The sequence below is a fragment of the Actinomadura rudentiformis genome (genome assembly GCF_008923185.1).
Lineage (GTDB): Bacteria > Actinomycetota > Actinomycetes > Streptosporangiales > Streptosporangiaceae > Spirillospora > Spirillospora rudentiformis.
Window position 1 is genome coordinate 253427 of sequence record NZ_WBMT01000015.1, and the last position, 13674, is coordinate 267100.

Sequence of the window (13674 nt, forward strand, 5' to 3'; positions counted from 1 at the left end):
TCCCGGGCGGAGAACGGCGCCCTGACGAAGCGGCCGCACGTTCCGGGGTCACGGCCAGCCCGCCAACGCGCACTGCTGGCCACCCTGACCGACGGGTCCTCGTCCACTGCGAGGGGAACGAGGACCCGTCGGATCAGCGCTCTACTGTTCCTTCTGTACAAGATCCGCCGCCGTGATCACGTGCCCGCAGTGCGGACAGTCCAGCGGCAACGCCACCTTGCGCGGCCCCAGCGGCCTGCCAGTGCCCTTCGGCCGTCCTGCACCGGCGCCCTTACCCGGCCGTGAGGTCAACCACGCCCGATACGAAGCCATGCGCCACATCGGGGCCTTGCTGACCATCCGGTCGCTCGGCGGCATATCCCCTGCCTGCGGTGTCCCCGCCTTGCGACGAGCCTCCGACCTGACCCGGTTGGACCGGACCGTTTCTGGCTTGACCCCCTGGAGATGAGCCCACACCGCGATGCTGATCAGCGCCTCATCCGGGACGTCGGCATGCTTCTTCGGTAGCTGATCGGGTGTGTCGATCAGGACCACGGGATCAATGCTCATAGGACGAGAATAAAGCGGCCGTCGCGCGCGAGCGGCCCGGCCGCCGGCAGCGCTCATCCTTCGCCTCGTTGTCAGCGCTGTCATGGTCTTCCTCCCTGTGCTCGCTGTAGCTCCCGCTCTGGGTCCCCGCTCCGGGCTCCCGCTCTGGGTCCCCGCTCCGGGCTCCCGCTCCGGGCTCCCGCTCCGGGTCCCCGCTCCGGGTCCCCGCTCCGGGCTCCCGCTCTGGGTCCCCGCTCCGGGTCCCCGCTTCCTGCCGTTGGGCCCGTCTCAAGCCGGGCGTCTTGTTCGTGTCCCGGACGCAATCGGCCCCCGGCATTGCTGCCGGGGGCCGTCCGATCACCTCAGGTCAGGGCCTTAGTGCCGCTGTTGCCGCCGACTCGGGTATCTCCGATGTCGGCCTGCCGTCCCGCAGCAAAGCCCGCTGCCCGAGCCTCCTCACTTGTGTAGCGGGTGCCCCTGGCGGTCGTGGTGTTCGGGAACCGTTCCTTGAATGCGGCCTTGATTCGGTCGGCCTCCGTCCGCAGGACCAGCGCGTTCCCAGGTGCCTCATCAATGATCACCTGGCGGCGGTCGGCGATCTTCACAGCCACGCCCCGCCCATAGCCTCGGATGTAGTCCCAGACGTAGCGGTCAGTGAAGTCCCAGACCCGGTCGTCGCTCCAACTCGGGTGCTGCTTGCGGAGCTTCTTCTCGTACTCGTCGCCCGCCAAGTTGGCGGATCCGATCATTTGGAGCTGGAGGGCTGCGAGGAGCATCTCCAGGTTGTCCAGCATCGAGACCGTGCCGACCAAGGTCAGTTTGGGGCCGATCTGGACCCCGTCCGCCCCGAACGCCTTGCAGATGGGCCACAGGGCTTCCACGATGATGTCGCCGTGGTCGTCCGGGAGATCCAGGGTGAACATCGTGATGTCCTCAGGTTTGCGGCCCTGCTCCTGGCGGAGCTCGGCCTGCTCGATCCCGTAGCGCATCATCAGCTCGGCCGCCCGAGCCATCAGCGCCTCTGACTCTTCCCGGGTAACGGCTGAATCCTTGGCCTTGGCCAATAGGCCCTGAATGGTCTTCTTGATGTCCCGTGCCATGTGTGCTCCCTGCCGGGGTGTTGCTGTGCTGACATTGAAGACATTAGTCCGACAGAGAAATCATGTCAACTCAATAGGGGTGTTATTTTGAAAGCTCCCCGAATCTCCAGGTAGGGAGGGGTGAGTAGCAGCCTAGATCCCTCCAGGTCCGCTGGTGGCAAGGAGGTAGACCACTCCCCATAGGTCCTGTAGGACTCCGCAAGGACCCTGGAGGGCACCTGAGGAATGCCGGGTTTCACCGGATCCACTGATCTGCTATCAGTAGGGAAATCAGTACCTAGCAGCTATGGAGCGATTTCTTTGCCCGTCACGATCGAAGGCGTCATTACCTCGCGGGAGATGCGCCAGCAGCTCGCCAAGGCCGGGCGGCCCGTGTTGCTGTCCTTCAGCCGCGGGAAAGACTCCATCGCCGCATGGCTCGCCCTCCGAGACGCGGGCGTGGAAGTCATCCCGTACCACCTTCACCTGATCCCAGGACTGCGCTTCGTTCGCGAATCGCTGGAGTACTTCGCAGAACGCTTCGGGCTCAGCCAACCGATCCTGGATCTGCCGCACCCCACGCTCTACCGATGGCTCAACAACCTTGTCTTCCAGCCTCCCGAACGCTGCGGCGTGATCGAAGCGGCTCAGCTCCCCAAGCTGACCTACGAACAGCTCAACGACATGGTCCGTGCCCACTACCAGCTTCCTGGCGACACGTGGGTGTGCGACGGCGTCCGCGCCACCGACTCCCCGAACCGCCGCATGGCCATCAAGAGCTACGGCCCCATCACCGAGCGCCTGCACACGCAAAAGGTTGTCTGGGACTGGAAGAAGAGCGACGTCATGGGCGCCATCGAGAGCGCAGGCGTGCGCCTGCCACCCGACTACCTGTGGTTCGGGCGCAGCTTCGATGGCCTGGACAAGCGCTTCCTCGCCCAGCTCCGCACCTACGCGCCCGACGACTACGAGGTCGTCCTGACATGGTTTCCCTACGCCGACCTGGACTCCACTCGTGCCACTGTCTGACGCCGCCAAAGCCCTGCTGGCCGCCCGGTCCGGCCGAGGCGGCCCGCCGCCGCCCAAACCTGAACCCGAACCCGAGGACCTCGACGCAGAAGAGGCCGAGCGCCGCCGCGGTTTCCGAGAGCGCGCGCGACGAGAGGCCGAGCGCTTTGAACTCGCGACCGACAGCGAATTCTGGCTGGCCTTCTGCTTCCGCGAGCCCAGGAACCCCGCTGAGTTCTGCGCCGCTGCCGGCGTCGCGGCAGACGACCGCGGCTACGTGGACGGCGCAGCACTGACCGCCGCCCTCGGCGAACGACCCGCCCGCACCGCCCGCGACCGCGCCCGAGCCATGCTGGCCTCCCGGTCCCTGGCCGACGACGCCACCGACAGGATGAGCGGAATACCGCGCCCCGACCCGCTTGCGAACGTCGTCTACACCGGCGACCTGGCCACTGACGCAGCGGCCGAGTTGATCGCCCTACACGCTGCACTCAATGCCCCACCTGACCCGAGCCCGCCCTACCTCCTGGACTCGCCGCACTGGATCGTGGCGCACTTCCCGTCGCGCGACATCAAGGAGGCGTTCCTCGCCGACACCGGGCTGGACGCACTGGGCGACAAGTACCTCGACGGCCACCAGGCCGCGAAGATCCTGCAACTCAAGATGAAGGAGTAACCATGCGTGAGCGTGTCCGCAGTATGTTCAGCGGCCTGACTCGCCGCGGCCGCGGCTCCAGCAGCAGCGACCGGACCGCGGCCTCGCGTAGCGGGGGCCGCACCTCCGGCTCGTGACGACCGGAGCCAAGCTCGACGGCGGCAAGACCGCCGCCGTCGAGCCGCCCGGTTGGCTAGCCGACGAAGCCCGCTCGGTCTGGGCGCAGCTCGCCCCGGTCACCGCACCCGGCACCCTGACCGCAGCCACCGCCGCCGCGTTCGCGCTGCTGTGCACGGCAGTGGCGACCTACGCCGAATCCGATCAGCTCGTTCAAGAGGCCGGAATGCTGATCGCCGAGGGCCAGGCCCTCGTTCCCAACCCGGCGCTCGCGATCCGCTCCCAAGCCGACGGCACGTTCGGCCGCTGGGCTCGCGAATTCGGCCTCACTCCCGACTCTCAAACGCCTGCCGACGCCGGGCCCCGTGGAGCACGGCATTTGCGTGAGATCTGACGGGGCCCGGAGGTGGTGTCGTGCCACCTCCCCTGGACGACGCCACCCGCACGGCGATCATCGCCGACATCCGGGCAGGGGAGAAATCCCGCAACGCCATCGCCCGCGACCACGGCGTCTCCTGGGGAGTGGTCTCCAAACTCGCTCGCCAGATCGGTGAGAACAACGCCTTCAATCGCTCGTCGACCGCGAAGGCAGTTGAGGCCGCCCGCACCGACGCCAAGGCACTGCGCGTCACTTTGATCGCCGACCTGTATGCCGATGCTCAGCGGTTCCGCGCACGGTCGTGGGAGCCCTACACCCAGGTCATCACTGGTCCAGACGGCCCCCAGTTCGTCACCACCAAGCTCCCGCCACTTCGTGACCAGCAGGCGGGCTACACCGCGCTTGCGATCTGCCTGGACAAGGCGCTCAAGCTCGAAGCGGTCGACTCCGACGGCGGCGCGGAGGCCGGCCGCACGATGGTCAGTGAACTGCGCGAAGCCCTCGGTCTGGCCTACACGCAACTGGTCGGTGACGAGCAACAGCCCCCATCGCCCGATGCAGCGGCGACCGAAACGGACGAGCCAAAGGACCCGGACGCGGGCGGTGAGGTCACCTGATCGACCTCCAACACGTCATCCGCGTGCTGTCCCCCAAGCAGCTCCGCAGCGTGATCGAGTGCGAGAGCGCTCGAATCTCGCTGTGGTCCGGCGCGGTCTCCTCTGGCAAGACGATCGCCTCGTTGTTGGCCCTGCTGATCTCGGTCGCCAAGGCGCCCGACAACGGGCTGATCTTCATCGTCGGCCGGACCCTCCAGACGATCGAGCGAAACCTGATCGAGGTCCTGCAACAACCCGCCGGACCCTTCGGACCGCTGGCGAGGTACGTCCAGCACACCCGCGGGTCAACAGTCGCCGTGATCTTCGGCCGTACCGTCCACCTCATCGGGGCCAACGACGTGCGCGCCGAGGGCCGCATCCGCGGCGCGACGGCCAGCCTCATCTACATCGACGAAGCGACCTTGATCCCCGAGGCCTTCTTCACGATGTGCCTGTCCCGTCTGCGCGTACCCGGAGCGCGCCTGCTGGGCACCACCAACCCGGACGGCCCAGGTCACTGGCTCAGGCGGAACTTCCTGCTGCGCGGCAAGGACCTGGACCTTCGGTCCTGGCACTTCGTCCTCGACGACAACCCGTGGCTCACCGCCGACTACGTCACCGCCCTGAAGAAGGAGTACGTCGGCCTCTTCTACCGGCGCTTCGTCCTCGGCGAATGGTGCCTGGCCGAGGGCGCCGTCTACGACATGTGGGAGCCGGACCACCACGTCGTCACCGAGCTGCCCGAGATCGTAGACCGCCTGGCGATCGGCTGCGACTACGGCACCACCAACCCGTTCGCCGGCATCGCGCTCGGCCTCGGACGCGACGGCCGCCTCTACCTCACACACGAGTGGCGCTACGACTCCAAACACTCCCGGCGACAGCTCACCGACGTGGAGTACTCCGCGCGCCTCACCGAATGGATGGACGCCGACGACGGGCCTGGCCGTCCCCGTTACCTGGCCGTCGACCCCTCGGCCGCATCGTTCGTCGCGCAGTGCCACCGCGACGGCCTCAACCCCTACCCGGCCAACAACGCGGTCTCCGACGGCATCCGCATGGTGTCCTCGCTCCTGGCCAGCGACCAGCTCCGCGTCCACGCCTCCTGCGCAGGGTGGATCGAGGAGATCGGGTCCTACTCCTGGGACCCGGCCGCCGCCGAACGCGGCTTCGACGCGCCCGTGAAGGCCGCCGACCACTCCTTGGACGCCGGACGGTACGCCATCGTCACGACCGAGGGTCTTTGGCGTGGTGCGCTCGCACTCGCTGCCTAGCGTCCCAGTACACGAGCGCGCTTCACAGACTGCGATACACCTGGACGACCAGTAGTACGAGGCCGAGCGTCCCTCCGAACGCAGCGAAGCCGTACAGCACGGCATCGGCTATGGAGGCTGTGCCGCTCGTCTTGAGCCAAGCCGCGACCAAGCCTGCGATGACGCTCATCAGGACGGCGATGGCGATGACGAAGATTCGCGTGCGCTGGTCCACTTCTGACGTCCCTCTCCACCTGGTCAAGAGGGACTGCGTCGGCGGGTCTCAGCTCGACCAGGCATACACCTGATGGAACTGAGCTCGCCTCCCCGTCGAGGAAACTCAGCGGCTTGCGGATTTACGGGCGGCCGTGGTGGGGGCGGCCTTAACAGTCGCACGGGAACGGGTCCGTGCCACCGGTGGCGGTCACGCCAGATCGTAGACGAGGGGCGGTGCCGGATGCTGCCCGATGGCGGAAGTGTGGCATGGCCCCCACCGGCCTTGAAATCGGTCTTCGACAAGTTCACCGAGTGGTCGGCGTGGTACGCCGGGGACCCTGACGCGCTCGCCGCCGCTTACACCTCCGCGCCGCCGCCGGAGAGTGGGTGGTTCCGGAGGCTCGCGCGCTGGTGGTGGGGGACGCGGCCCATGCCAGGCCAGCCGGTCACCAAGTTGCACGTTCCGGCGGCCGCCGACCTGGCGACCCTGTCAGCCGACCTACTGCTATCGCAGCCCCCGCGGCTTCTAGCCGCCGACACCACGACCACCGACCGGCTCGCCGAGCACATGGACGAACGGACACACGCCACCCTCCGCGAAGCCGCCGAGATCGCCGCCGCGCTGGGCGGAGCGTGGCTGCGGGTCAACTGGGACCGCGAGCTGTCGAACCGGCCGTGGCTCGACCTGGTCCATCCGGACGCCGCAGTGGGCCAATGGCGGCACGGACACCTGACGGCCGTGACCTTCTTCCGCACGGTCGCGATCGAGGACAAGGCCGTGATTCGGCACTTGGAGGAGCACACCCCCGGGCAGATCTCCCACGGCCTGTACGTCGGGGACCGCACCGCTCTCGGCGTCCGCGTGCCGCTCAGCGAGCATCCCGCCACTGCGCCGCTGGCCAAGCATCTGACCAGCGGCGACACCATCGAAACCGGGATCAAGCCGCTGATCACGGCCGCCTACATCCCCAACATGCGCCCGGCGAGGATCTGGCGGCATACGCCCGCCGCCGCGATGCTCGGCCGTCCCGACATCGAGGGCTTGGAGCCCTTCCTCGATGCCCTGGACGAACGCTGGTCGGACTGGATGCGGGAAGTACGGCTGGCCAAAGCACGGCTGCTCGTGCCGCACTCGTTCCTGGAGTCGGCCGGCCGCGGCAAGGGCGCAACATTTGACGCAGACGCCGAGCTGCTGACGCCGATGAACATGGGGCCTGCGCCGGACGCCGCCGCGCTTCAGCTCATCCAGCCGAGCATCCGCGTGACCGAGCTGTCGGCGACGACCGAAGCGCTGCTCGCGCAGATCGTTCGCTCTGCTGGGTATTCCGCGCAGTCCTTCGGCGGGTCCGAAGGCTCGGAGCTGACGGCGACCGAGGTCAACACCCGAAACTCCCGCTCGGCGCTCACCCGCCGCAAAAAGATCTCGTACTGGGCGCCCGGCCTCGCGGCCATCGCCGAATCGCTGTTGGCGATCGACCGGGACGTGTTCGGTGCGGCCGTCACCCCGGCCCGGCCGCGCGTGGAGTTCCCGCCGGTCGCCGATCCCGACGCGCTCCAGGTCGCGCAGTCGCTCAACATGCTGCGGTCCGCACGCGCCGCCTCGACCCGGACTCTCGTGTCCACCCTGCACCCGGACTGGGACGACGCGGCCATCGCCGCTGAGGCCGCGCTGATCGACCAGACCCCGACCGATCCCGTTCCGCCGGGCGCGGAACCTCTCCCTCAGCCCCAGGAGGGCGCATGACCACGAACAACCCTGCACCCGCTCCGGCGCCCACCCCGGCTCCCAGTCCGGCCCCGGATCCGGCGCCCGCCCCAACCCCGAGCCCGGCACCCGCTCCAGCTCCGGTGCCCACCCCGGCCCCGGCGCCCGCCCCTGCCAACCCGGCGCCGACGCCGCCGCCCGCGCCTTCCACCGCACCGGCTCCGGCAGCGATGCCCGCCCAGCCCGCGCCCGGCGACGTGGCGTCGCTGCCCGAATGGGCGCGCAAGTTGATCAGCGACGCCCGTGGTGAGGCCGCCAAGACACGCACCACCGCCAAGCAGGCCGCCGCCGACCAGGCCCGCGCCGAACTCACCACGGAGATCGGCAAGGCGCTCGGGCTCATCACCGACGAGGACGCCGCACCCGACCCGGCGCAGCTCACCGAGCAGCTCGTCGCCGCACAGAACGACGCCCGCCGCCGCACGATCGAGCTGGCCGTCTACCAGGCCGCCGGACGACTCGGCGCGGACCCCGACGTGGTCCTCGACAGCCGGGCGTTCGCCGACTCGGTCGCCGACCTCGACCCCAAGGACGAGGCGTTCACCGCCCGGCTCACCGAGCAGATCGCCTCCGCAATGGAGGCCAACCCGCGCCTGCGCGTTGCGCCGCCCGCCCCCGAGCCCGAGCCGGCACCGGCGCCGCAGGCCGCGGGCGGGGAGTTCCCCGGCGCTCCCGCGACCTCGGCGGCCGTCACCGAAGCGGCACTCGCGCAGATGACGCCCGAGCAGATCACCGCCGCGTTCGAGGACGGCCGCCTGACCCACCTGCTGTAACACAGGCCCGCCTGCTGTCGTCGCTCGGCGGTCCAGCCCCCTCGCACCCCGTTGAATCCCTGCGTGAAAGGACTCGCCTGTGGCGATTACGCGTTTCCGGGCCGAAGTCTGGTCGGCGCTGCTGGCCACCAGCCTGAAGAAGGCCCACGTCTACGCCGCGCTGTGCAACAGCGACTACGAGGGCGAGATCGCGGCCGCCGGTGACACCGTGCGGATCACCTCGATCTCCCGACCCACCATCCGCACCTACGGCCGCAACGCCGACATCCAGTACGAGGAGCTGACCGACGCTCAGCGGACCCTCGTCGTGGACCAGGAGAAGTACTGGGCTTTCTCGATCGACGACCTCGACGCCGCGCAGGCCCGCGGCAACGTCGTCCCCGAGGCCATGTCGGAGGCCGCCCACGGGCTCGCCGACGTCGCCGACACCTACGTCGCGAACCTCTACACGCAGGCACAGGCCGCCAACGTCATCCCGGCTCGCACCATCTCCTCTGGAGACGCGGCCTACGAGTCCCTCGTGGACCTCGGCGTGAAGCTCGGCGAGGCCAACGTCCCCAACGCCGGACGATGGGTCGTCATCCCGGAGTGGTACCACGGCCAGCTCCTCAAGAGCCCCAACTTCATCAACGCCGAGAAGGCCGCAGACGGCGGTGCCGCGCTCCGCCGCGGGTTCATCGGCCAGGCCGCCGGGTTCGACATCTTCAAGAGCAACAACGCCCCGAACCCGGCAGCTGCGGACTACGTCGTCATGGCCGGTGTGCGTGCGGCGATCACCTACGCCGACCAGGTGAACCGTACCGAGGCGCTGCGCAGCGAGGCGCGGTTCGGCGACCGCGTGCGGGGCCTCTACAACTACGGCGCCAAGGTCATCCGCCCGGACGCCCTCGCGGTGCTGACCGCGACCCGTCCCGCCTGACGCCGATGCTCCTGACTGGCTGATCTGAACGGAGAGACCCATCATGGCGCGTACCGCGCTCGCCTACACGGCGCTGCTGCCCAACGGAGGCATCAGCGACCCCGCCGGGACGGCGGTCAACACCGGGGCCGGCAACGGCCACGTCATCGCCCGCGCGCTGCCCGAACGCACCCTCCTGCGCGTCACCAACACCCACACCGCCGCGCACACCGTGACGATCAAGGCAGGCGCCTACCCGCCTGCCTTCGCCGCCGGGCAGGGGGACCTGTCCGTCACGGTCCCCGCGTCCGGCGCGGCCTTCATCGGCCCCCTGGAGAGCGGTCGATTCCTGCAGAACGACGGGTCCCTGATCGTCGAGGTCCCCGACGCCGCGCACACCGGCAACATCACCGCACTGCGTATCCCGGGGGCGGTGTGACCAGCCAGACCACTAGCACCGAGACCGCATGGTTCCGTGGCAGCGGAGGTGCGCTGTGGCGCATGGCCCTGCCCCTGCCGGAGGACATGGCCGCAGCGCTCGCGGTCGGGCAGCTCGTGCGCGTCAACCACGACGGCACGCCCTACACCGGCCCGGACACCTTCGCCGCGACCGGGCCGCCCTCGGTGAAGGACTCCAAGCGCGACTGGGTGGCCTGGGCCGTGTCCAGCGGCGCCGACCCCGAAAACGCCGCCGCGGCGACCAAGCACGACCTGATCGAGCGCTACGGCAAGGCCACCCCAACGGTGCCCGCTGCGGGCGATCAGGAGGATGTCGACGGCACCGACAACGAGCCCGGGGAACGCGACGGCGACGGGGGGTGAGGCCGTCATGGCGGTGTACGCGACACCCGACGAGCTGACCGCCTGGCTAGACAGCCCCGCGCCCCCGACCGCCGTGCGGCTCCTACGCGTCGCGTCCCAGATCGTCGACGAGATCCTCATCGGCGCGATCTACGACACCGACGCCGACGATGCCCCGACCGACCCGAACGTGGCCGCGCGGCTGCGCGAGGCCACCTGCGCACAGGCCGCCTACCTACTCGCGCTCGGCGACGACACCGGCGCGACCACCCAGGCCGGATCGCACAGCGTCGGCGGGGTGTCGGCATCCCGCGCCCAGGCCGCGCCGCGCTGGGCACCGCAGGCGGTGTCGGTCCTGCGCTCGGCGGGCCTGGTTCCCGTTCACCCCGTCGTCCCCGGTCGGCCCGTGTGGTGGCCGACGTGGGAAACCCCGTGGGGGCCGTGATGGGACTGCTCGCCGCAACCCTCGGCCCCGACAGCCTCACCGTGATCCAGCCCGGTCCGACCGACGCGCACGGCGACCCGGCCGGGCCCGACGCCCGCGCGCTGGTGGCGGGCTGCCAGGTGCAGCCCGCAGGCAGCACCGAGAACAACGACAGCGGCGACACCGTCACCACGCGGATGCGGGTCTACGCGCCCGCCTACGCACCGGTGACCGCGACGTCCCGCATCGAGTGGAACACCCTGCCGTGGGACGTCGAGGGCGAACCGCAGGTCTGGCCAGGCCCCACGGGCGCCCCTCACCACATGGAATTCGTCATCGTCCGCACAACCGGCTGACCAGGAAGCAAGGAGCAACGTGGCCCGCTACACCCCCGACCCCACCGCGATCACGGCCCTCGCGGCGGCGAGCGAGATGGGCGACGCCCTGGCCGAGATCGCCGGAGAGGGCGCCCGGTTCGCCGCCGGCATCGCCCCGCGCCGCACCGGCCGCTACGCAGCCTCCTTCCGCACCTCGTCCCGGCCCGGCCAGGGCGGCGTGGAAGGCGTCCTGGAGAACACCGCACCCTACGCCGAGTACGTCGAATGGGCCGACGATCACCGCGTCCTCGGCCACACGGTGGACTACCTGGAGCACGGAGCCTGACCGGCCACCGACCAGCAGGGAGGCCACGATGGGCTCCGCTGCTGCGCCATGGCCCGACATCGAAGAACTCCTACTGCACGTCCTGGCGGACCTGACCACCGGGACCGTCGTCACCGTCACGCCGCCCGACCTGCAACAGCACCTGCCGGTCATCCGCGTGCGGCGGCTGGGCGGCAGCGACAACCGCGTCAGCGACACCGCCCGCGTTGACGTCGACGTCTACGCCGCCACCCGCGCCGAGGCCCACGCGCTGGGCGAGGCGGTACGGCAACGGCTGCTCGTCGCTCCCCACGTCGTGGCCGGGCCGTCCGGTGGCGTGATCGACCGTGTTGTCACCGAGGTCGCTCCGCACTCGGTCACCCATCCCGATCCCGGGACGCGGCGAGTGACCGCCACCTACCGCACCACCGCCCGCCGCTCGACCTCGCGCTGAACTCTGTTGGCCCCTCGCACGACCCTGGAAGGGAGGCCGCGTGGGTGTCACCTACGACGCGCTCGCCGTCCGCAAGAACCAGCTCATCCGCAAGGCACTGAACGGCAGCGTGTTCGTCGCACCGATCTCCTCCCCTGCGATCACCAAGCTCACCGACCCGTCCGATCGGCTACTGGCGCCGCTGCCCCCCGGCTACGAGGACCTCGGCTGGGCCGGAGACGACGGCCACCAGTTCGGCCGGGACGTGGACTCCTCGAACGTCACGGCATTCGGCGCGACCGAGCCCGTCCGCACCGACATCAACTCTGACATCGGCACGCTCCAGGTGACCGCGCTGGAGACCAAGGCCCTGACGATCGGCCTGTACCTGGGCAAGGACATGCGCAATGTCGACCCCGACCCCATTAGCGGCGAGGTTTCGATCCGCAAGCCCGCCCGGCCGTCCACGCTCTACTACCGGGTGCTCGCGCTCGCGGTGGACGAGACGGCGGACGGTGAGATCTACGTCGCGCGGTTCTACCCGCGGATGAAGGTCACCGACTACGCCGAGCAGTCGTTCCAGTCGGGTGACGACGACCCGATCACCTATGGCCTGACCTTCACCGCGTCCACCGACGCGACCCTGGGCTACTCCCAGGACGACCTGTTCGGCGGGCCGGGATGGGCGGCCCTCTCCAGCGAGATGGGGTTCTGATGCCACGGCAGAAGATAGCGGTGATCCGCGTGACCAAGACCGGGATCACGCCCACGGCCGAGATCGACGGCGACCCGGCCAACGGGCACGTGCTGGCGAACACCGGCCGGACCGTGCTGCTGGTCCGCAACGCCGACACCGCTGACCCGCACACCCTGACGCTCGTCACGCCGGGCACGGTGGACGGCCAGCCCATCGGTGACCGGGCGATCGCGATCCCGGCCGGGGCGACGCGGTGGATCGGCGGCATCGACCCGGCGATCTACTCCAGCGCGCTTCAGGTGGACGTGGACTCCGCGCAGCTCAAGATCCTCGCGCTGGAACCGTAGGGGACGGCATGGACCGCTCGACGTACTACAAGAACGGCGTGCAGCGCATCGCCTGCACGCCCCTCGACCGGGTCCGCCTGGAACACGCTGGATGGCGGCCCGACCCGGACCCGAGCTTCCCGGCCGCCGCCCCCGCCACCGACGATGCGGGCCCCGCCTCCGCTGACGCCGGCGTCTCGACCGGCGACGCGTCGGCCGTCGAGACAGCGCCCGAGCCGGTGCCCGAGACGGCAGGACCGCCGCCCGCGCGCCGACGCAGCAAGACCTCCTCCTGAGCCATCCACGAGATAAGGGGCATCCGCCTGTGACCACGAAGTACTCCATCGCCCGCTACCGCGCCGAGGCCCGCCGCGAGCCGTTTGCTGTGGAACTCGACAGCGGCGACACCCTTGCGATCCTGCCGCCCAAGTCCGCGAGCGTGCTGGAGCTAGATCCCTCGCTGTCCACGGCCGAGGTCCTCAAGCGGCTGGCCGGTGACTCCTATCAGGCGCTCGTCGACGCGGTCGGCGACGAGGACGCCTCGGTGCTGGTGGCGGTGATGAAGGACATGCAGAAACACTTCGGCCTGGGGGGATAGAGCGCCTCGCCTACCTGCTCAACCGGTATGGCGAGGCGCTCGAAGCCGACCTCCAGCAGGTCTATGGGGTGGACCTGCTGGACCTGTGGCGGGACAGGATCAGCGTCCGCAAGGTGCTGAACCTGATCGACCACCTTCCTTCCACCTCTCATTTCGTCGCGGCCATCGCCGACGACCCCGACCTTCCCCCACCACCTGAAGAGGGGCGTCGCAGCGGCCCACGGCTGACCGAATGGACACCCGAGGTACGCGCGCTTGCCGACCTGATCGACCGGATCGGCGCACTGATCCGCGTGCAGGTCGCGCAGAACTCGCGGGGTCGCCCACCTGAGATCACCCCATATCCCCGGCCTGACACCGCCGCCCGTCGTGCCGAACGCAGGGCCCGCAGGGAGGCCCACTACGCGCTCGTCGCGCGGGTCAAGCGCCGCCGATCACATCCGCCGGGCTCCGCCTGAACCGTGTGTTACCGCCCGGTGCTGAGAA

At 69.6% G+C, this 13674-nt stretch carries 22 protein-coding genes; 19 read left to right on the plus strand and 3 right to left on the minus strand.

Translation table 11 applies throughout. From position 1 onward, the window contains the following. Positions 1–141 precede the first annotated feature (141 nt). Together F8566_RS30185 and F8566_RS30190 are read right to left on the minus strand one after the other, a co-directional pair. Positions 142–534, minus strand: coding sequence for a hypothetical protein (locus tag F8566_RS30185; RefSeq protein ID WP_151565232.1), 393 nt, complete (start codon positions 532–534; stop codon positions 142–144). Between the two features lie 356 nt (positions 535–890). Then, positions 891–1628, minus strand: coding sequence for a DUF2786 domain-containing protein (locus F8566_RS30190; RefSeq protein WP_151565233.1), 738 nt, complete (start codon positions 1626–1628; stop codon positions 891–893). A 300-nt stretch (positions 1629–1928) separates the two neighbouring features. Between F8566_RS30190 and F8566_RS30195 the strand changes: the two genes are divergently transcribed. From F8566_RS30195 to F8566_RS30215, 5 genes are all read left to right on the plus strand, one after another. After that, positions 1929–2636: an adenine nucleotide alpha hydrolase family protein gene (locus F8566_RS30195; RefSeq protein WP_151565234.1), complete on the plus strand. Its 708-nt coding sequence runs from the start codon at positions 1929–1931 to the stop codon at positions 2634–2636. After that, on the plus strand, positions 2623–3291 hold the full coding sequence (locus F8566_RS30200) for a hypothetical protein (RefSeq protein WP_151565235.1): 669 nt from the start codon (positions 2623–2625) through the stop codon (positions 3289–3291). Before F8566_RS30195 ends, F8566_RS30200 begins: the two co-directional genes overlap by 14 nt. Positions 3292–3403: 112 nt before the next feature. Next, complete coding sequence (locus F8566_RS30205) at positions 3404–3781, plus strand: P27 family phage terminase small subunit (protein ID WP_151565236.1); 378 nt, start codon at positions 3404–3406, stop codon at positions 3779–3781. Positions 3782–3801: 20 nt separating this feature from the next. Continuing rightward, positions 3802–4383 (plus strand): hypothetical protein, encoded by a 582-nt coding sequence (locus F8566_RS30210; protein ID WP_151565237.1) that lies wholly within the window; start codon positions 3802–3804, stop codon positions 4381–4383. Positions 4384–4406: 23 nt separating this feature from the next. Further along, on the plus strand, positions 4407–5636 hold the full coding sequence (locus tag F8566_RS30215; RefSeq protein WP_225993652.1) for a PBSX family phage terminase large subunit: 1230 nt from the start codon (positions 4407–4409) through the stop codon (positions 5634–5636). Positions 5637–5658: 22 nt separating this feature from the next. Here F8566_RS30215 and F8566_RS30220 read toward each other — a convergent pair whose 3' ends face one another. Next, a complete protein-coding gene (locus F8566_RS30220) occupies positions 5659–5850 on the minus strand; it encodes a hypothetical protein (protein WP_151565239.1) in 192 nt (63 codons plus the stop codon). 243 nt (positions 5851–6093) lie between these two features. Between F8566_RS30220 and F8566_RS30225 the strand changes: the two genes are divergently transcribed. The 14 genes from F8566_RS30225 to F8566_RS30295 all read left to right on the plus strand — a co-directional run bounded on the left by F8566_RS30225 (position 6094) and on the right by F8566_RS30295 (position 13646). Beyond that, on the plus strand, positions 6094–7575 hold the full coding sequence (locus F8566_RS30225) for a hypothetical protein (RefSeq protein WP_151565240.1): 1482 nt from the start codon (positions 6094–6096) through the stop codon (positions 7573–7575). After that, positions 7572–8369, plus strand: coding sequence for a hypothetical protein (locus F8566_RS30235; protein WP_192809928.1), 798 nt, complete (start codon positions 7572–7574; stop codon positions 8367–8369). The genes F8566_RS30225 and F8566_RS30235 overlap by 4 nt, the downstream gene beginning before the upstream one ends. A gap of 79 nt (positions 8370–8448) precedes the next feature. Next, positions 8449–9288: a P22 phage major capsid protein family protein gene (locus F8566_RS30240; protein ID WP_151565242.1), complete on the plus strand. Its 840-nt coding sequence runs from the start codon at positions 8449–8451 to the stop codon at positions 9286–9288. A 43-nt stretch (positions 9289–9331) separates the two neighbouring features. Further along, the gene (locus tag F8566_RS30245; protein WP_151565243.1) at positions 9332–9706 is read left to right on the plus strand and encodes a hypothetical protein; all 375 of its coding nucleotides are present in this window, start codon (positions 9332–9334) and stop codon (positions 9704–9706) included. 62 nt (positions 9707–9768) lie between these two features. Further along, on the plus strand, positions 9769–10089 hold the full coding sequence (locus tag F8566_RS30250; RefSeq protein ID WP_192809929.1) for a hypothetical protein: 321 nt from the start codon (positions 9769–9771) through the stop codon (positions 10087–10089). 7 nt (positions 10090–10096) lie between these two features. After that, entirely contained in the window at positions 10097–10513 is a 417-nt protein-coding gene (locus tag F8566_RS30255) for a hypothetical protein (RefSeq protein WP_192809930.1), read from the plus strand. Then, positions 10489–10848, plus strand: coding sequence for a hypothetical protein (locus F8566_RS30260; protein WP_151565244.1), 360 nt, complete (start codon positions 10489–10491; stop codon positions 10846–10848). Before F8566_RS30255 ends, F8566_RS30260 begins: the two co-directional genes overlap by 25 nt. A 19-nt stretch (positions 10849–10867) precedes the next feature. Next, positions 10868–11155 (plus strand): HK97 gp10 family phage protein, encoded by a 288-nt coding sequence (locus F8566_RS30265; protein ID WP_151565245.1) that lies wholly within the window; start codon positions 10868–10870, stop codon positions 11153–11155. 28 nt (positions 11156–11183) lie between these two features. Continuing rightward, entirely contained in the window at positions 11184–11588 is a 405-nt protein-coding gene (gene gp17 / locus F8566_RS30270; protein WP_151565246.1) for a tail completion protein gp17, read from the plus strand. Positions 11589–11628: 40 nt separating this feature from the next. Continuing rightward, positions 11629–12282 (plus strand): phage tail tube protein, encoded by a 654-nt coding sequence (locus F8566_RS30275; protein WP_151565247.1) that lies wholly within the window; start codon positions 11629–11631, stop codon positions 12280–12282. Further along, positions 12282–12611, plus strand: a complete 330-nt coding sequence (locus F8566_RS30280) for a hypothetical protein (protein WP_151565248.1) — start codon at positions 12282–12284, stop codon at positions 12609–12611. The genes F8566_RS30275 and F8566_RS30280 overlap by 1 nt, the downstream gene beginning before the upstream one ends. Before the next feature lie 8 nt (positions 12612–12619). Further along, the gene (locus tag F8566_RS30285) at positions 12620–12886 is read left to right on the plus strand and encodes a hypothetical protein (protein ID WP_151565249.1); all 267 of its coding nucleotides are present in this window, start codon (positions 12620–12622) and stop codon (positions 12884–12886) included. A 29-nt stretch (positions 12887–12915) separates the two neighbouring features. Beyond that, positions 12916–13188, plus strand: coding sequence for a hypothetical protein (locus tag F8566_RS30290; protein WP_151565250.1), 273 nt, complete (start codon positions 12916–12918; stop codon positions 13186–13188). A 68-nt stretch (positions 13189–13256) separates the two neighbouring features. Further along, the gene (locus tag F8566_RS30295) at positions 13257–13646 is read left to right on the plus strand and encodes a hypothetical protein (RefSeq protein ID WP_151565251.1); all 390 of its coding nucleotides are present in this window, start codon (positions 13257–13259) and stop codon (positions 13644–13646) included. Positions 13647–13674: the final 28 nt, after the last annotated feature.